Annotated in this window: 15 protein-coding genes and 2 pseudogenes; 14 read left to right on the top strand and 3 right to left on the bottom strand. The window is 63.7% G+C overall.

All coding sequences use genetic code 11. The features are described 5' to 3' along the window. Positions 1-136 precede the first annotated feature (136 nt). The 4 genes and pseudogenes from UP06_RS16860 (at position 137) to UP06_RS16845 (ending at position 2,981) form a co-directional block, all read left to right on the top strand. Positions 137-1,197 (top strand): annotated as a pseudogene (locus tag UP06_RS16860) (amidohydrolase family protein). A gap of 14 nt (positions 1,198-1,211) precedes the next feature. Beyond that, positions 1,212-2,281: pseudogene (locus UP06_RS16855) on the top strand (amidohydrolase family protein). An 8-nt stretch (positions 2,282-2,289) separates the two neighbouring features. Beyond that, a complete protein-coding gene (locus tag UP06_RS16850; protein WP_045003981.1) occupies positions 2,290-2,703 on the top strand; it encodes a Rieske (2Fe-2S) protein in 414 nt (137 codons plus the stop codon). 71 nt (positions 2,704-2,774) lie between these two features. Continuing rightward, a complete protein-coding gene (locus UP06_RS16845; RefSeq protein WP_045003979.1) occupies positions 2,775-2,981 on the top strand; it encodes a hypothetical protein in 207 nt (68 codons plus the stop codon). Between the two features lie 10 nt (positions 2,982-2,991). Here UP06_RS16845 and UP06_RS16840 read toward each other — a convergent pair whose 3' ends face one another. Continuing rightward, positions 2,992-3,837 carry an SDR family NAD(P)-dependent oxidoreductase gene (locus UP06_RS16840; RefSeq protein ID WP_045003977.1) on the bottom strand — a complete coding sequence of 282 codons (846 nt, stop codon included), beginning with the start codon at positions 3,835-3,837 and terminating at the stop codon, positions 2,992-2,994. Between the two features lie 186 nt (positions 3,838-4,023). Here UP06_RS16840 and UP06_RS16835 point away from each other — a divergent pair, with 186 nt between their 5' ends. The 4 genes from UP06_RS16835 (at position 4,024) to UP06_RS16820 (ending at position 9,122) form a co-directional block, all read left to right on the top strand. Beyond that, entirely contained in the window at positions 4,024-5,520 is a 1,497-nt protein-coding gene (locus UP06_RS16835) for an aldehyde dehydrogenase family protein (RefSeq protein ID WP_045003975.1), read from the top strand. Between the two features lie 119 nt (positions 5,521-5,639). Continuing rightward, complete coding sequence (locus UP06_RS16830) at positions 5,640-6,767, top strand: alkene reductase (protein WP_045003972.1); 1,128 nt, start codon at positions 5,640-5,642, stop codon at positions 6,765-6,767. An 81-nt stretch (positions 6,768-6,848) separates the two neighbouring features. Then, a complete protein-coding gene (locus UP06_RS16825; protein WP_045003970.1) occupies positions 6,849-7,352 on the top strand; it encodes a GFA family protein in 504 nt (167 codons plus the stop codon). Positions 7,353-7,460: 108 nt separating this feature from the next. Beyond that, the gene (locus UP06_RS16820) at positions 7,461-9,122 is read left to right on the top strand and encodes a thiamine pyrophosphate-binding protein (protein ID WP_045003969.1); all 1,662 of its coding nucleotides are present in this window, start codon (positions 7,461-7,463) and stop codon (positions 9,120-9,122) included. 159 nt (positions 9,123-9,281) lie between these two features. On the opposite strand, the gene UP06_RS16815 is transcribed toward UP06_RS16820, so the two are convergent. After that, positions 9,282-10,661, bottom strand: a complete 1,380-nt coding sequence (locus UP06_RS16815; RefSeq protein ID WP_045003967.1) for an LLM class flavin-dependent oxidoreductase — start codon at positions 10,659-10,661, stop codon at positions 9,282-9,284. A 252-nt stretch (positions 10,662-10,913) separates the two neighbouring features. Between UP06_RS16815 and UP06_RS16810 the strand changes: the two genes are divergently transcribed. From UP06_RS16810 to UP06_RS16785, 6 genes are all read left to right on the top strand, one after another. Further along, a complete protein-coding gene (locus UP06_RS16810; protein ID WP_045003965.1) occupies positions 10,914-12,311 on the top strand; it encodes a M20 family metallopeptidase in 1,398 nt (465 codons plus the stop codon). 98 nt (positions 12,312-12,409) lie between these two features. After that, positions 12,410-13,321 carry an amino acid ABC transporter substrate-binding protein gene (locus UP06_RS16805; protein WP_045003963.1) on the top strand — a complete coding sequence of 304 codons (912 nt, stop codon included), beginning with the start codon at positions 12,410-12,412 and terminating at the stop codon, positions 13,319-13,321. A gap of 141 nt (positions 13,322-13,462) precedes the next feature. Beyond that, positions 13,463-14,194 carry an amino acid ABC transporter permease gene (locus UP06_RS16800; protein ID WP_045003961.1) on the top strand — a complete coding sequence of 244 codons (732 nt, stop codon included), beginning with the start codon at positions 13,463-13,465 and terminating at the stop codon, positions 14,192-14,194. 4 nt (positions 14,195-14,198) lie between these two features. Further along, positions 14,199-14,891 carry an amino acid ABC transporter permease gene (locus tag UP06_RS16795; RefSeq protein WP_045003959.1) on the top strand — a complete coding sequence of 231 codons (693 nt, stop codon included), beginning with the start codon at positions 14,199-14,201 and terminating at the stop codon, positions 14,889-14,891. Positions 14,892-14,903: 12 nt separating this feature from the next. Then, positions 14,904-15,635, top strand: a complete 732-nt coding sequence (locus tag UP06_RS16790) for an amino acid ABC transporter ATP-binding protein (protein WP_045003957.1) — start codon at positions 14,904-14,906, stop codon at positions 15,633-15,635. A gap of 187 nt (positions 15,636-15,822) precedes the next feature. Then, complete coding sequence (locus UP06_RS16785) at positions 15,823-16,683, top strand: D-amino-acid transaminase (RefSeq protein WP_045003956.1); 861 nt, start codon at positions 15,823-15,825, stop codon at positions 16,681-16,683. 141 nt (positions 16,684-16,824) lie between these two features. Here UP06_RS16785 and UP06_RS16780 read toward each other — a convergent pair whose 3' ends face one another. Next, positions 16,825-17,286 carry a carboxymuconolactone decarboxylase family protein gene (locus UP06_RS16780; RefSeq protein ID WP_045003955.1) on the bottom strand — a complete coding sequence of 154 codons (462 nt, stop codon included), beginning with the start codon at positions 17,284-17,286 and terminating at the stop codon, positions 16,825-16,827. Positions 17,287-17,324 lie beyond the last annotated feature (38 nt).

The following is a 17,324-nucleotide window of genomic DNA, read 5'->3' as shown; positions in this document are numbered from 1 at the left end:
AGACGCACCCGAGGCATGTCTTCTCGTGCTGCCTCGCACCCTTGCGCATCATGCCTTGCCGGAGCACTCTGCCCAGGCGGCGCGAAGAACGCCGCCAATAAGGACGTACGTACAAGATCTTGGCGAGGAAGCATCCATGGCGGTGACGCGGATCGACTGCGACATCCACCCGGCGGTTGGTGGCACGCGCACGACGCTGTTGCCCTATCTCAGCGATCACTGGAAAGAGCAGGTCGTGAGCCGCGCCATCGACGGGCTCGATCTCACCTCTTATCCGCCAAGCATGCCGTTCTCGAGCCGCTCTGACTGGCGGCCGGCCAATGGTGCCAAGCCGGGCTCTGATCTGGCGATGGTGCAGAAGGGCGCCTTCGAGCAACTGGGTGCCAGCCACGCCATCCTCAACGTGCTCTATGGCGCGCAGGCCGTGTTCGACGCCTATATGGCGGCCGACTTCTGCAAGGCCATCAACGACTGGATCGCCGCGGAATGGCTTTCGCGCGATCCGCGCTTGCGCGCCTCCATCGTAGTGCCGATGCAGGCGCCTGATTTGGCAATCGAGGAGATCGAGCGCCGCGCCGGCGACAACCGCTTCGTCTCGATCCTGGTGCTGGCGCAGGGCGAGACTCTGCTGGGTCGGCGGCACTCTGGCCGGTCTATCAGCTCGCGGAAAAATACCAGCTGCCGCTCGCGATCCACGCCGGCACGCAATATCGGCAGGCACCGAGTTCGGCCGGCTGGCCCTCGCACCGCTACGAATATTACTTCGTCGAGGCGCAGGCGTTTCAGGCGCAGATCTTGAGCCTGATCTACGAGGGCGTGTTCGGCAAGTATCCTGATCTCAAAGTCGTGCTGATGGAATCCGGCGTGAGCTGGCTGCCGGCCTTCATGTGGCGCGCCAACAAGACCTGGCGCGGCGTTCGCGTCGAGGTGCCCTGGGTCGAGCGCGAGCCGGCCGCGATCATCCGCGACAACTTTCGCGTGACCATGCAGCCGTTCGATGCGCCGGGCGACGCGAAAAGCGTCGAGGAGATCATCGACCAGATCGGCTCGGACAAGATGTTCCTGTTCGCGTCCGACTATCCGCACTGGCAGTTCGACGGCGACGATCCGATCCCGCCGCACCTGCCGAAGAGCTTGATCTCGAAGATGTGCGTCGACAATCCGCTGGAGACGTTTCCGCGGCTGTCGGTCAACTAATTTTGGAGGTTCGCATGAGTGAAGTCATCGACCGTCCGCTGCGCGAAGACGAGAAGCCCGCCACAAGCCGGCTGCGCATCGTCGATTGCGACGTGCATCCGAGCCTGCATTCGCTCGACGACCTCAACGAATTCCTGCCGAAGCGCTGGCAGCAGCATCTGAAGGAATATGGCAGCCATCTGCGCACGCCCTATCTCTTCACCACACCCTATCCGCGCTCCTCGCCGCTGATCGCGCGGCGCGATGCGTGGCCGCCGACAGGCGGACCGCCGGGCTCGGATCTCGCGTTCATGCAGAAGCAGCATCTCGATCCGCTCGATGTCGAGTTCGGGATTCTCCAGGTCCTCGATCTCTTCATCTTCTCGCAGCAGAACCTCGAATTCGGCGCCGCGATCCAGCGCGCCATCAACGACTGGCAGTTGGCGTTCTGGTCGCATCGCGATCCCCGCCTGAAGGCCTCGATCCTGGTTGGGCAGGACGGAACGGACCTTGCGATTGCCGAGATCGAGCGCTGCGCCAAGATCGGCGAGTACATCCAGATCAACGTCTCGCCGCGCGCCAACGAGCCGCTCGGCCGCCGCCGCTACTGGCCGATCTACGAACGCGCGCAGGAGCTCGATCTGCCGCTCGGAATCCATGTCGGTGGCTATGGCGGTCATGCGCCGACCGGCGGCGGCTGGCCGTCCTATTATGTCGAGGAGCATCAGTCCAACGCGCACACCATCGCGGCGCAGCTTGCGAGTCTCGTCATCGAGGGCGTGCTCGAGCGGTTTCCAAAACTGAAAATCGTTTTCATCGAGGGCGGCTTCGGGTGGGTCCCGTCGGCCGTGTGGCGGATGGACCAGCACTTCGAGCGCTTCCGCAGCGAGGTGCCGCATCTCAAGCGAAAGCCGTCGGAATATGTCCGCGAGCACTTCTGGTTCACGACGCAGCCGAATGGGTCGGCATCGACCGGCTGCTGTTCTCGTCGGACTATCCGCACTGGGATTTCGACGACCCGCGCTTCGCCTTCAAGACGCCACTCACCGAGGCCGAGCGGAGGAAGATCTTCAGTACCAGTGCCCGCGCCGTCTACAAGTTCTGAAACCAGCAATGGCCCGTCACATCGTTGCCCGCACCACCGACATCCCGCCCGGCGGCAACAAGGTCGTCGATATCGCGGGCCGCGACATCGTCGTGTTCCATGTCAATGGCGAGTTCTTCGCGCTGCTGAACCGCTGCCCGCACGAAGGCGCTCCGCTTGAGAAAGCCGCATGCGTGGCGCGGCTGACCTCGCCGGAGCCCGGCATTTACGAGCGCTCGCGTGTCGGCGAAATGCTCCGTTGCCCCTGGCACGGTTGGGAATTCGATATGCGTAATGGCCAGTCGTGGTTCGACCCGAACCGGGTCAAGATCCGGTCCTATCCGGTCGCGGTGGAACGCGGCGAGGAACTGCAGAAAGGGCCGTATGTCGCCGAGACCTTTCCGGTGCATGTCGAAGACAGTTATGTGATTGTCGAGGTCTGAGCAGCCGTTTCGGATTGTGATTTCGTCGCAGGTGCGATAAGCCTCGCCCGCATTCATGGCGGAGACGAGCTTTGTCGAAACAATCCCTGCGTGAGGAGGCCGAGCGCCTGATCCGCGAATCGATGGAAAAGAAGGCCATCGTCGTGAAGCAGGGCTCGACCCGCATCGAGGCAGTCTGCGGCAAGTGCGGCGCGCCGAACCGGGTCCAGGCGGAAAAAGGCCAAAGCCGCGTCAAGTTCGCCTGCAAGCAGTGCGGGCACCAGCAAGAGACGCTATAGGCCGCGGCGTCTAGCCGCCCTTCACGAACTTCGCGAACGGCTCCGCATAGTCGGGATGCCAGCGCGACAGCGGCGGGCGGTTTTCCACGATATCGCCGGCGGCCCACAGCATGCGCTTCTCGTCGAGCGCGCGCGGCACGTCATTGTCCGGGCACAGGATGTAGAAATCGCCGGCCTCCAGCCGCGCGAGCATGAAGTCGACGGTCTGCTCCGCCGTCCAGGCGCCGGCTGGTTTCTCGGTGCGGCCCTTCGCGGTCAACCCGGTGAAGACGAAGCCGGGGATGAGCAGATGCGCGGTGATGTGGCAGTCTTTGGTATTGCGCAGCTCGTGCTGGAGCGCCTCGGTGAACGCTTTCACGCCGGCCTTGGAGACGTTGTAGGCGGGGTCGCCCGGCGGCGTGGTGATGCCTTGCTTCGAGCCGGTGTTGATGATCAGGCCGGCCTTGCCGCGCGCAATCATGCCGGGTGCGAAGATGCGCGAGCCGTTGATGATGCCCCACATGTTGACGCCGATGATGCGCTGCCAATTGTCTGGCTCAGCGAATAGCGTGCTGCCGGGCTGAATGCCGGCGTTGTTCATGAGAATGTCGGTGCCGCCGAAACGCGCGCCGACGGCGCGTTCGAGTTCCGTCACGCTCTCGGCTCGGCTGACATCGACCACTGATGTCATCACATCTGCGGCAGCCGTAACGGATGACAGTTTTGTTGCGGCCTCCGCCAGCCGGGCCTCGTCGACATCGACGATGCACACCTTCATCCCGGCGCGCGCAAGGGCCATGGCGGCGGCGAGGCCGATGCCGGACGCGCCCCCGGTGATCACGGCGACATTGCCTTTGGCGATGACAGGATGCGGCATGGCTATTCTCCGGGACAGGTGTTCGATCGAGCTATAACATGGCGCTCGCGCGACCCTGCACAAGTCGGCATGGGAGGTCTTCGTTCCGCGCCGACTTTACGCCCTTCCTCCATCGCTGTATTCTGTTTCACCTAACGATCCCGCCCAGATCGAACCAATCAATCATCCTACCTAGGGAGTGCAGCCATGGCTGTGTCGCAGGCTATTCCGATCACGCGCCATCCGTTCGCCAACGGGTCCTACAAGCAGATGCTGATCGACGGGAAGTGGGTCGACGCCGCGTCCGGCAAGCGCTTCGAGACCCACAATCCAGCGACCGGCGAACTGCTCGCGACCGTCGCTGAGGGCGACAAGGAAGACATCGACCGCGCTGTCGCGGCCGCCCGTCGCGCCTTCGAAGGGCCCTGGAGCAAGGTCAAGCCGTTCGAGCGCCAGAACCTGCTGCTCAAGCTCGCCGACCTCGTCGAGAAGAATTTCGACGAATTGTCGCAGCTCGATACCCTCGACATGGGTGCGCCGCTCAGCCGCACCCGGGCCTACCGCCTGCGCGCGATCGGCATGCTGCGCTACTATGCCGGCCAGACCACTGCGATCCACGGCGAGACCGTCGAGAACTCGCTGCCCGGCGAGATTTTCTCCTACACGCTGAAGGAGCCGGTTGGCGTCGTCGGCGCCATCATTCCCTGGAACGGGCCGCTGACCGCGACCCTTTGGAAGATCGGTCCCGCGATCGCGACCGGTTGCACCGTGGTGCTGAAGCCGGCCGAAGAAGCGCCGCTGACCTCGCTGCGCATCGCCGAGCTGGCGATGGAGGCGGGCATTCCGGCCGGCGTCGTCAACGTCGTGCCGGGCTATGGCGAGACCGCAGGCGCGGCACTCGCCTCGCATCACGACGTCGACAAGGTCGCCTTCACCGGCTCGCATATCACGGGCCAGTCGATCATCCGTGCATCGGCCGGTAACCTCAAGCGCGTCTCGCTCGAGCTCGGCGGCAAGTCGCCGGACATCGTGTTTGCCGATGCCGATCTCGATGCCGCCGTCCCAGGTGCGGCGATGGCGGTGTTTGCCAATTCGGGGCAGATCTGTAGCGCCGGCACGCGCCTGTTCGTCGAGCAGTCGATCTACGAGGAGTTCGTCGGCCGCGTCGCCGAGTTCGGCAAGAAGCTGCAAGTCGGCAACGGCCTCGATCCCAACACCCAGATCGGACCGCTGGTCTCCGCGCAGCAGCTCGAGCGCGTCACCAGCTATCTCGATATCGGCCAGAAGGAAGGCGCCACGGCGCTCGCCGGCGGCGGCCGTGTCACCGAAGGCGCGCTGTCGAAGGGCTTCTTCGTCTCGCCGACGGTGTTCGCAGGCGTCCAGGACAATATGCGGATCGCGCAGGAAGAGATCTTTGGTCCGGTCATCTCCGCGATTGCCTTCAAGGACATGGACGAACTGATCAAGCGCGCCAATGCCACGACCTTCGGCCTCGGCTCCGGCCTGTGGACGCGCGACGTCAGCAAGGCGCATGCGGTCGCGAAAAGCTTGCGCGCCGGCTCGGTGTGGGTGAACTGCTACCAGGCCATGGACCCCGCCATGCCGTTCGGCGGCTACAAGATGAGCGGCTATGGCCGCGAGTCCGGCAAGCAGCACGTCGAGGAGTATCTCAACGTGAAGGCTGTCTGGATCAAGACGGCGTAACACCTATTCTCTCCCGCGTTCCGCGGGAGGGAATATCTACTTTTGCAGGGGCGGCGCCTTTTCCGGTGGCCGCCCCTCGCTATATGATCTGCATCCTTCCATAGCCAATTGGGGCGAGCATGAAATTCCCGGCGTTGTTTCAACCCTTGCAGGTCGGTCCGTACAAGCTCGCGCATCGCGTGGCGATGGCGCCGCTCACCCGGATGCGGGCCGAGCGCGAGAGCTTTTCGCCGCGTCCGCTCAATGCCGAATATTACGGCCAGCGCGCGACGCCGGGCGGCCTGATCATCGCGGAAGCCTCGCCGGTGCTCTCCCATGGTCGCGGCAATCCGGCAACGCCCGGCATCTATTCAGAGGCGCAAGTTTCCGGCTGGCGGAAGGTGGTCGATGCCGTGCATGCCAAGGGCGGCATCATCTTCCTTCAGCTCTGGCATGTCGGCCGCGTCTCGCATTCCTCCTTCCACGGTGGTGAGCTGCCGGTGTCGGCCTCGGCGATTGCGATCAAGGCCGAAGGCATGAAGGCGATGACCGCCGATGGCAAGATCGGCGACTATGAGACACCGCGCGCGCTCGAGACCGAGGAGGTCAAGGGTATCGTCGAAGCCTTCCGGCAGGGTGCCAAGAACGCGCTCGCCGCCGGCTTCGACGGCGTCGAAATCCACGGCGCCAACGGCTATCTGCTCGAGCAGTTCTTGCAGTCGCGCAGCAACCAGCGCACCGATCAATATGGCGGCTCGATCGAGAACCGCGCGCGCCTGTTGCTGGAGGTCACGCAGGCTGCGATCGACGTCTGGGGTGCCAACCGTGTCGGCGTGCGGCTGTCGCCGCACGGCATCGCCAATGATTCCGGCGAAGCCGATCCGATGCCGCTCTACACCCACGTCGTGAAGGCGCTCGACAAGCTCGGTCTGGCGTATCTGCATTTCATCGAGCCGCGCTCCAGCGGAGCCGGCCGTGCCGACGTCAACTGGCAGAACGTACCGTCCGCAATGGTGCTGTTCCGCCCCGTCTGGAGCGGTGTGCTGATCACCGCCGGCGGTTTTGTCGGCGAGACAGCGAATGCGGCGATCGCGGACGGGCATGCCGACATCATCGCCTTCGGCCGCATCTTCATCTCCAACCCGGATTTGCCGCGGCGCCTGGAGCACGACTATCCGATCACGCCGTACAACCGCGCGACGTTCTATGGCGGCGAGGAGAAGGGGTATACGGATTACCCGGAGCACGACGAGCTCGCGACGGCGTAAACCACTTCCGTAGCCCGGATTGCGCTTCGCTCTATCCGGGCTACGGGGCTATTGTGTCCCTCCGACGGAGAGAGACGCACCATGGCCAAAGCCGCAGCCGCCGCAGGAACTGCCACCGGCCAATGCCTCTGCGGCAAGGTCACCTTCGAGATCGACATTCCCGCGCGCTGGGCCTGGCACGATCACTCGGCCAGTAGCCGCCGCGCGCACGGCGCAGCCTATGCGACCTATGTCGGAAGCTGGAAGAAGCGCTTCCGCATCATTTCAGGCAAGACCGCGCTCACCCGCTACGAGGACAAGGCGACCAAGACCGCGCGCAGCTTCTGCGCGCATTGCGGCACGCCGATCGCCTATGAGCGGCCCCGCGGTCCGCATATGGTCAACATCCCCCGCGCTCTCTTCAACGAACGCACCGGCCGCCAGCCGCTCTATCACATCGCCATCGAAGAACTCCAGGAATGGGCCTATACCGGCGAGCCGCTGGTGCCGCTGAAGGGTTTTCCGGGCGTGGTCTGGCAGCGCTCGAAAAAGAAAAAGCGCGCGAGCGGCGAGGATCCGTTCGAGTTGGGCCGCGAGGAGATGTGACGCGCGCCCGCGCAACGCAGCCATGACCGCGCTTCCTTGCGCGCATCCTCCGACTTCGGCCATCATGCGGCTCACCTCGCGGCAACGCCCGCGAGGCCTGGAGGAAATATGAAGAACAAGATCACCGGCCGCTCCGCTTTTCTTGCGCTGCTCAAGGACGAGGGCATCACGCATCTGTTCGGCAACCCCGGCACCACCGAGCTGCCGATCATGCATGCGCTGAAGGACCATCCCGACCTCACCTATGTAATGGCGATGCAGGAGAGCCTAGTGGTGGCGATCGCGGATGGCTACAGCCGCGCCTCCGGCAAGCTCGTCGCCTGCAACGTCCATGTCGCGCCTGGCCTCGGCAACGCGATGGGCTCGCTCTACAACGCTCAGTTCACGGGCACGCCGATGATTTTGACCGCAGGCCAGCAGGAGCAGGGCCACGGTCTGATGGAGCCGGTGCTCTATGGCCCGCTGGTGCGCATGGCCGAGCCGTTGGTGAAATGGGCGGTCGAGGTGACGCGGCTGGAGGATCTTCCGCGCATCGTGCGTCGCGCCGCCAAGGTCGCGATGACGCCGCCAACCGGACCGGTGTTCATCTCGCTGCCCGGCGACATCCTCAACAGCGAGGCCGGCATCGATCTCGGCCGCTCCACCCGCATAGACGCGCGAACAAAACCTTCGGACGAAGCGCTGAGGGCGTTCGCCGCGCGGCTGCTGAAGGCCGAGCGTCCCGTCATCGTCACCATGGACGAGGTGGTCAAGAGCGACGCGTTGAAGGAGGCGGCCGAACTCGCCGAGTTGCTGGGCGCTGCCGCTTACCAATCCTCGACGCCCTACGGTTCGCACTTCCTCTCGGAGAGCCCGAGCTTCGTCGGCACGCTGGCGCGGGTGCAGAAGGTCGCGCGCGATACGCTCGCACCCTACGATCTCCTGATCGCGCTCGGCGGCGATCCGCTGCGCATGTCGGTCTATAGCGAGGTCGATGCGCTACCCGATGGCCTCGGCATCGTGCAGGTCGGCCTGGTCGATTGGGAGATCGCGAAGAATTACGGTGCCGAGATCGCGCTCAAGGCGGACGTTAAGGAGACGCTGCGCGCGCTGATCCCGGTGCTGAAGGAGATGGGTGGCGCTGCATTGGCGCAACGCGCAAAACAGCGGCTCGCCGAGCTCGCGCCGAAGAACTGGACCGCGCGGCGCGCGGCACTTGTGGAGCAAATCGGCAAAGCCGCGGATCGCAACCCCATCGATCCGGACTTCCTCGTGTTGCAAATGGTCGAGGCCATGCCCGACCATGCGATCCTGGTCGACGAAGGTCTCACCTCCAGCCGCCAGATCACCGCGCTGCGCGCGCATCGCGACCGCTACGGCTATCACGGCCTTGCGTCCGGCGGCATCGGCTGGGGCCTGCCGGCTTCGGTCGGCGCCAGCATCGCCAATCCGGATCGCCCCGTCGTGTGCTTCTCCGGCGACGGCAGCGCGATGTATTCGATCCAGTCGCTGTGGACGGCGGCGCATCACAAGCTGCCGCTCAATGTCGTCATCGCCAACAACGGCGGCTACCGCATCATCAAGCAGCGCCTGCTCGCCTTCCATGGTGACGACAATTATGTCGGCATGGATTTTGTCGATCCGCCGGTGGACTTTGCGGGGATGGCGAAAGCGCTCGGTTGCGAGGCGATCAAGGTGAGCGATCCCCGCGAGCTGAAGGCGACGTTGTCGTCGGCGTTCAACCGGCCGGGGACCAAGCTGATCGAGGTAATGGTGGACGGGAAGGTGTGAGGCGGCCGCTGTCGCACTGGCACTCGCCGCGCGCTCGGTCGTCATCACCCGCGAAAGCGGGTGATCCAGTATTCCAGAGGCGGCGGTGATTGAGCCGAGGCGCCGCGGCGTACTGGATGCCCCGGTCAAGCCGGGGCATGACAGCAGGCCTGGTGGCGCCTACCCTGTCTTCCCCACCCGATACCCCGCCGCCGGATGCGGCCCATCGAGCCTTGCCCGGCCTGCGCCGAACAACTTCTCCCGCAGGGTGCCTTTGGCATATTCCGGCTTGTACCGGCCACGCCGCGTCAGCTCCGGCACCAGCATGTCGGCGATGTCCTCGAAATCGCCGGGCGAGATCGCAAACGCGATATTGAGGCCGTCGACATCGGTTGCCTCGAACCAGTCCTCGATCTTGTCAGCGACGCTTTCCGGCGTGCCGACCACGACCGGCCCTGCGCCGCCGACGCCGACATGCTCGATGACGTCGCGCACGGTCCAGACGCGGTCGGGATCGGCGCGGGTGACGTTGTCCATGGCACTGCGTCCGGCGTCGTTCTGGACGTGACGCACCTGCTGGTCGAGGTCGTAGCCGGAGAAGTCGACGCCGGTCCATCCCGACATCAGTGCCAGCGCGCCCTCGGGACTGATGTGGCGGCGATAGTCGGCGTATTTCTCTTTCGCCTCGGCTTCCGTTCGTCCGAGGATGATCGTCATCATCGAGAACATCAGAATTTCGGCGGGGTTGCGGCCGAGCGCAGCGGCCTCCTGGCGGATCGCGGAGACGCGCGGCGCGATCACCTTGGCCGACGGTCCCGACATGAACACGCATTCGGCATGCTTGGCCGCGAACTGCCGTCCGCGCGGGGAGGTGCCGGCCTGATACAGCACGGGTGTCCGCTGCGGCGACGGCTCGCTCAAATGAATGGTGTTGTTGATGCGGTAGTTCGCGCCCTCATGATTGACGCGATGAACTTTTGTGGGATCGGTGAAGATGCCGCTCTTGCGGTCACGCACCACCGCGCCGTCCTCCCAGCTCCCTTCCCAGAGCTTGTAGACCACCTCCATATATTCGTCCGCGACGTCGTAGCGGTCGTCATGCCCGGTCTGCTTCTCCTTGCCGGCGCCGCGTGCGGCACTGTCGAGATAGCCGGTGACGACGTTCCAGCCGATCCGGCCCTCGGTGAGATGATCCAGCGTCGACATCCGCCGCGCGAACGGATAGGGCGGCTCGAACGAGAGATTGCTGGTGACGCCGAAGCCGAGATTTTGCGTCACCGCCGCCATGGCGGAGAGCAGCAGCAGCGGCTCGTTCGACGGCGTCTGTGCTGCATTGCGCAAGGCTGCGTCAGGGCTGTTGCCATAGACGTCGTAGACCCCAAGCACGTCGGCGAGGAACAGCCCGTCGAAACGGCCGCGCTCCAGCGTCTTGGCGAGATCGATCCAGTAGGGCAGGCGGTTATATTCGGCGGTGCGGTCGCGCGGATGGGTCCACAGCCCCGGTGACTGGTGCGCGACGCAATTCATCGCAAACGCGTTGAGCCTGATCTGCTTAGCCATGCTGGTCCCCCGGCGCCCTGTACTGAGCGCTCTTCGAATGATAGATGTGCGCCCGAACTTGGCGAAGTTCTTGCATATAGCGCGACATTGGCAAGGCCAAAATCAGTGGGCTCTGGCCCTTGGCAAGCCAATCTCAAGAGAGCAAGAACGAAATCCCAAGAACGATCTAAAGAACCATCCAAGTCCCCGCCACTTTCGATGGCCAGTGTAGCCCGCTACGCTCCCCGCCTCGAGACCTTGAAAACGAAAACAATGACCAGAGCCGACGCCATCGCCCGCGCCCGGGACGACTTCAAATCCGGTGCGTTCCTCGCTGAACTCGACCGCCGCGTCGCCTACCGGACCGAGAGCCAGAATCCGTCGCGCGGCGCCGAGCTGCGAGGGTATCTGGAACAGGAGATGGTGCCGGCCTTCGCCGCGCTCGATTTTGCCAGCCGCCTGGTCGAATCCCCGAGTGGCAAGGCGCCGTTCCTGTTCGCCGAGCATCACGAGAGTGAGACGGCGCCGACCGTGCTGATCTACGGTCATGGCGACGTCGTCGATGGCATGGAAGGCGAATGGCGCGACGGCCGCGATCCCTGGCGCACGACGGCGTCAGGCAATCGCCTCTACGGCCGCGGCACCGCCGACAACAAGGGCCAGCACAGCATCAACATGGCGGCGCTTCGCGCGGTGCGCGAGGCCCGTGGCGGTAAGCTCGGCTTCAACGCCAAATTCATCGTCGAGATGGGCGAGGAGATCGGTTCGCCAGATCTCGGCAAGGTCTGCGATCTCAATCGCGACGCGCTCAAGGCCGATCTGTTCATGGCCTCTGATGGACCGCGTCTGTCCGCGGATCGTCCCACGCTGTTCCTCGGCTGCCGTGGCGGCATCCGCATCCATCTCGATGTGAATTTGCGCGACGGCGGGCACCATTCCGGCAATTGGGGCGGCGTGCTCGCCAATCCCGCGACCATTCTGGTCAACGCCATCTCTACGTTGGTCGATGGCCACGGTCGCCTCCAGCTCGACGCGCTGAAGCCGCCGCGGCTCACCAATCAGATCAAGAGCTATCTCGCCGATGTGCAGGTGGTGCCGACTGAGGACGAGCCCGCGCTCGCGGAGAACTGGGGCGAGGACGGTCTGTCGGCTGCCGAGCGGCTCTATGCCTGGAACACGCTGGAAGTGCTGGCGATGTCATCAGGCAATATCGAGAAGCCGGCCAACGCCATTCCCGGCCACGCCAATGCCGTGCTGCAATTGCGTTTCGTGGTCGGCACCAAGGTCGAGGGCCTGATCGAAGCCGTCCGCGCGCATCTGGTCCAAAAGGGATTTCCGATGGTCGAGGTGCGGGCGGCGCAGAGCTTTGCCGCCTCGCGTACCGATTTCGACAGCCCCTGGATCAAATGGGCGGCGGGTTCGGTGCAGGAAACCACGGGCAAGGCGCCGGCCGTGCTTCCGAACTTCGGCGGCTCACTGCCCAATGACGTGTTTTCCGAGATCCTGGGCCTGCCGACGATCTGGGTCCCGCACTCCTATCCCGGTTGCTCCCAGCATGCGCCCAATGAGCACATCCTGCTGCCTTTGACAGAAGAGGCCTTGACGGTGATGGCCGGCCTGTTCTGGGATCTCGGCGAATTGCCAGGACCGCTGAAAAGACCGCTGGCCTGAGCCCATCAACCTGAGACGCGATCCAGCCAAAAGTCACATTCTAATCCGGTCTGATTTGTGCTTGCATCCGGCCGCATCATCCTGAAAGGGGAGAAAACGTGAAACATTTCCGTCACATCGGCCTCGCGCTCGTCGCGACCTTTGCCGTGAGCCAGGCTGGGGCCGAAGAGCTCACCGGCACGCTGAAGAACATCAAGGACACCGGTGCCATCACGCTGGGCTTCCGCGATTCCTCCATCCCGTTCTCCTATCTCGACGACAATCAGAAGCCGGTCGGGTTCGCGATGGACATCTGCTACAAGATCGTCGACGCCGTGAAGAAGGAGCTCAAGCTCGACAAGCTCGAGGTGAAGCTCAACCCGGTGACCTCGGCGACCCGCATCCCGCTGATGGCGAACGGCACGATCGACCTCGAATGCGGCTCGACCACCAACAATGTCGAGCGTCAGAAGCAGGTCGCCTTCACCAACACCCACTACCTGACCGCGAGCCGCTACGTCTTCAAGAAGTCGAGCGGCATCAAATCGATCGACGACCTCAAGGGCAAGACGGTGGTCTCCACCGCCGGCACCACCAACATCAAGCAGCTCACCGAGGCCAACGTCGCGAAAAGCCTCGGCGCCAACATCATCCCGGCTAAGGACCACGCCGAAGCCTTCCTGATGGTCGAGACCGACCGCGCGGTGGCCTTCGTGATGGATGACGTTCTGCTGGCCAGCCTCGTCGCCGGCTCGAAGTCGCCGGATGACTACGTCATCTCCAAGGATGCGTTCTCCAAGCCCGAGCCCTACGGCATCATGCTGCGCAGGGACGACGCGCCGTTCAAGAAGGTGGTCGATGCCGCGACCGCTGCGGTCTACACCTCCGGCGAGGCCCAGAAGATCTACGACAAGTGGTTCACGGCCAAGATCCCGCCGAAGGGCCTCAACCTCAACACCCCGATCTCGGCCGAGCTGAAGAACGAGTTCGCAAAGCCCTCGGACTCGCCGAATCCGGACGACTATAAGTAAGCCGAGTTGATCGCCTCTCCCCGCTTGCGGGGAGAGGCGGCACATTCCGGCCATTCTGGAGGGAGAGTGGCCGGACATTTGCATAGGCGCCCAAGACCTCTTTCGAGGCATCTGTGATTGGCGCGTTCGCGCGGGGGACACGTGAACTACCACTGGAACTGGGGAATTTTCTTCGAGCCGAACCCAATGGGGACCGGCACCTATCTCGACATGCTGTTGTCGGGACTGGCGCTGACCCTGAAGACGGCAGTGCTCGCCTGGATTATCGCGCTGATCTTCGGCTCGCTTATCGGCGTCATGCGCACGCTGCCCTCCAGGGGCGCCTACTGGTTCGGCTTCTGCTGGGTCGAGTTCTTTCGCAACATGCCGCTGCTGGTGCAGCTGTTCCTGTGGTTCTTCGTGCTGCCGGAATTGCTGCCGAAATCGGCCGGCACCTGGCTGAAGCAACTGCCGAACGCGCCGTACTGGACGGCTGCGATCGGCATTGGCTTTTTCATGTCTGCGCGTGTCGCGGTGCAATTGCAGGCCGGCATCGGCTCGCTGCCGCGCGGGCAGAAGATGGCCGCGACCGCGCTCGGGCTGACCACCGTGCAGGGCTATCGCTACGTGCTGCTGCCGATGGCGTTCCGTATCATCCTGCCGCCGCTGACCTCCGAATTCCTAAACACCATCAAGAACACGGCGGTCGCTATCACCATCGGCCTGCTCGAACTGACCGGACAGGCGCGCTCAATGCAGGAATTCTCGTTCCAGGTGTTCGAGGCCTTCTCGGCTGCGACCCTCATTTATCTCCTCGTCAACGCCGTCGTCGTGACCTCAATGCGCTTCCTCGAGCGCTATGTCGCGATCCCCGGCTACATCACGGGGAGATAGCGCCATGTTCAGCAATTTCGATTTCGGGGTCATCATCCGTGCGTTGCCCTATCTGTTCTACGAGGGCATGAGCTTTACGCTGATGCTGACGGGGCTTGCCGCACTCGGCGGCCTCATCTTCGGCACGGCGATCGCGCTGATGCGGCTTTCCGGCTACAAGGTGCTCGGACGCATTGCCGGCTTCTATGTCGACTTCATGCGCTCGTTGCCGCTGGTGCTGGTGATCTTCTGGTTCTACTTCCTGGTGCCCTATATCGGGCAATGGGTGACCGGCGCGTCGCGGCCGATCAGCGTCGGGGCGTTCGCATCCTCGCTCATCACCTTCATCATGTTCGAGGCGGCGTATTTCTCCGAGATCATGCGCGCCGGCATCCAGTCAATCTCGCGCGGCCAGCCGGCCGCGGCCAACGCACTCGGCCTGACCTACGCCCAGACCATGCGCTACGTCGTACTGCCGCAGGCGTTCCGCAACATGCTGCCGGTGCTGATTACGCAAACCATCGTGCTGTTCCAGGATACTTCGCTGGTCTACGTACTGTCGATCACGGATTTTCTCGGCGCGGCCAGCAAGATCGCGCAGCGCGATGGCCGTCTGGTCGAGATGTATCTGTTTGCTGCCATCGTCTACTTCACCATCTCCTGTATCGCGTCCTTCGGCGTCCGCCGCCTCCAGGCGCGCATCGCCATCATCCGCTAGAGCAAATCGGTCATGATCGAAATCAGCCACGTCGACAAATGGTACAGCCCGACATTCCAGGTGCTGACCGACTGCACCACCAGCGTCACCAAGGGCGAGGTCGTCGTCGTCTGTGGTCCCTCGGGATCGGGAAAATCGACGCTGATCAAATGCGTCAACGCGCTGGAGCCATTCCAGAAAGGCGACATCTCGGTCGACGGCACCAAGGTCAACGACCCCAAGACCAATCTGCCGAAACTGCGCTCGCGCGTCGGCATGGTGTTCCAGCATTTCGAGCTGTTTCCGCATCTCAAGATCATCGACAATCTCTGCCTCGCCCAGCAGAAGGTGCTGGGCCGGTCGTCTGACAAGGCGGTGGCGAAGGCCATGCAACTCCTGGATCGCGTCGGCCTGAAGGAACAGGCGCAGAAGTTTCCCGCGCAGCTCTCCGGTGGCCAGCAGCAGCGCGTGGCGATCGCGCGCGCGCTTGCCATGGACCCGATCGTCATGCTGTTCGACGAGCCGACCTCGGCGCTCGACCCCGAGATGGTGAGCGAGGTGCTCGACGTCATGGTCGACCTCGCCCATGAGGGCATGACCATGATGGTCGTCACCCACGAGATGGGCTTTGCCCGCAAGGTCGCCAACCGCGTGATCTTCATGGACCGCGGCGAGATCGTCGAGGACGCGCCGAAGGAGGACTTCTTCGGCAAGCCGCGCAGCGACCGCGCGCAGAAGTTCTTGTCGAAGATTCTGTCGCATTAGCCACCGCCGTCATCCCGGGGCGCGCGATAGCGCGAGCCCGGGATCCATCGGGCGGCAGGACGCGAGGTGAAATGGATTCCGGGCTCGTCGCTTCGCGCCGCCCCGGAATGACGGGTTGAGGGTTTCGTGAGCCAAACAAATCCCGTATACGGACAGGCAATTCCCCATTCCCGCCAGGAGACCTGCCTTGGATTCGATCGCCTACGTCAACGGCTCATTCGTCCCGCTCTCGGACGCTAAAATCTCGGTTCTCGATCGCGGCTTCCTGTTCGCCGACGGTATCTACGAGGTTTCGGCCGTGCTCGACGGCAAGCTGGTCGACAATGCCTCGCATCTGGCGCGGCTGGAGCGTTCGGTCGGCGAGATCAGCTTGAGGCTGCCGGAGACGGTCGAGCGCATCACCGAGATCCAGAAGGAGCTGATCGCGCGCAACAAGGTCGAGAGCGGCCTGGTCTATCTCCAGGTGACGCGCGGCGCCGACAAGGGCCGCGACTTCCCGTTTCCCAAGGGCGACGTCAAGTCGAGCCTGGTGATGTTCACGTCCGAGAAGGACATCATCAATGCCGCCTCGGCCAAGACCGGCGTCAACGTCATCACGGTGCCCGACATCCGCTGGGAACGGCGCGACATCAAGAGCGTGGCGCTGCTGGCGCAGGTGCTGGCGAAGCAGGCCGCTGCCGAAGCCGGTGCGAGCGAGGCCTGGATGCTGGAAGACGGTTACGTCACCGAGGGTGGCTCGTCGTCGGCGTTCATCCTGACCAAGGACGACGTCATCGTGACGCGGAAAAACTCCAACGCGATTCTGCCGGGCTGCACCCGCAAGGCGGTGATCGCGCTCGCGGAAGAGCGCCAGCTCCGCGTCGAGGAGCGGTCCTTCACGGTCGCCGAGGCGTTGGCCGCGAAGGAAGCTTTCATCACTTCGGCGTCTTCGTTCGTGCAGCCGGTGGTCGTACTCGACGGCAAGACCATCGGCGACGGCAAGCCGGGCCCGATGGCGACGCGGTTGCGCGAGATTTACGTCGAGTTCGCCAAGGCGACGGCGGTTTAGGCCACACTCTCAGCTATCGTAGGGTGGGAAAAGGCGCGCTTGCGCCGTGCCCACATCTTCTCTCGCGTTTGCCGAAGAAGCGGTGGGCACGCTTCGCTTTGCCCACCCTACGAGACTTGGCTGCAAGGGACGCGCTACCCCTCAAGCCACCGATGCCTTCACCTTCACCGGATGCACCGCGCGGAACGCGATCGCGAGCCTGTTCCAGGCGTTGATTGTCCCGATCAGCACGGTCAGATTCACCGTCTCTTCTTCCGAGAATTGCGCGCGCACCTGCGCGTAGACGTCATCGGGCGCGTGCGTCTCGGAGATCAGCGTTACCGATTCGGTCCAGGCCAGCGCGGCGCGCTCGCGGTCGGTGTAGAGCGGCGATTCGCGCCAGGCGTTGAGCAGATAGATGCGCTGCTCGGTCTCGCCGCGCTTGCGGGCATCTTCAGTGTGCATGTTGATGCAGAATGCGCAGCCGTTGATCTGCGACGCCCGGATTTTGACGAGCTCGATCAGCGATTTCTCGAGGCCCGTTGACTGGATGTGGGTCTCGAGCGCGGTCAGCGCCTTTATCGTGTCGGGTGCGGCCTGGTAGAAATTCATACGGGGTTTCATGGTCGTTCTCCTTGCTTGAGTTGATGCCTTAAGTTGAT

This window comes from Bradyrhizobium sp. LTSP857 (assembly GCF_000938285.1).
Taxonomy (GTDB): Bacteria; Pseudomonadota; Alphaproteobacteria; order Rhizobiales; family Xanthobacteraceae; genus Bradyrhizobium.
This window is presented reverse-complemented; position numbering and strand designations above follow the sequence as displayed.

Bases quoted from the DNA above. Each gene is read 5' to 3' on its own strand.
- UP06_RS16850 (WP_045003981.1), top strand. From the start codon at position 2,290: ATGGCCCGTCACATCGTTGCCCGCACCACCGACATCCCGCCCGGCGGC.
- UP06_RS16840 (WP_045003977.1), bottom strand. From the start codon at position 3,837: ATGCCGCATCCTGTCATCGCCAAAGGCAATGTCGCCGTGATCACCGGG.
- UP06_RS16835 (WP_045003975.1), top strand. From the start codon at position 4,024: ATGGCTGTGTCGCAGGCTATTCCGATCACGCGCCATCCGTTCGCCAAC.
- UP06_RS16830 (WP_045003972.1), top strand. From the start codon at position 5,640: ATGAAATTCCCGGCGTTGTTTCAACCCTTGCAGGTCGGTCCGTACAAG.
- UP06_RS16825 (WP_045003970.1), top strand. From the start codon at position 6,849: ATGGCCAAAGCCGCAGCCGCCGCAGGAACTGCCACCGGCCAATGCCTC.
- UP06_RS16820 (WP_045003969.1), top strand. From the start codon at position 7,461: ATGAAGAACAAGATCACCGGCCGCTCCGCTTTTCTTGCGCTGCTCAAG.
- UP06_RS16815 (WP_045003967.1), bottom strand. From the start codon at position 10,661: ATGGCTAAGCAGATCAGGCTCAACGCGTTTGCGATGAATTGCGTCGCG.
- UP06_RS16810 (WP_045003965.1), top strand. From the start codon at position 10,914: ATGACCAGAGCCGACGCCATCGCCCGCGCCCGGGACGACTTCAAATCC.
- UP06_RS16795 (WP_045003959.1), top strand. From the start codon at position 14,199: ATGTTCAGCAATTTCGATTTCGGGGTCATCATCCGTGCGTTGCCCTAT.
- UP06_RS16790 (WP_045003957.1), top strand. From the start codon at position 14,904: ATGATCGAAATCAGCCACGTCGACAAATGGTACAGCCCGACATTCCAG.
- UP06_RS16780 (WP_045003955.1), bottom strand. From the start codon at position 17,286: ATGAAACCCCGTATGAATTTCTACCAGGCCGCACCCGACACGATAAAG.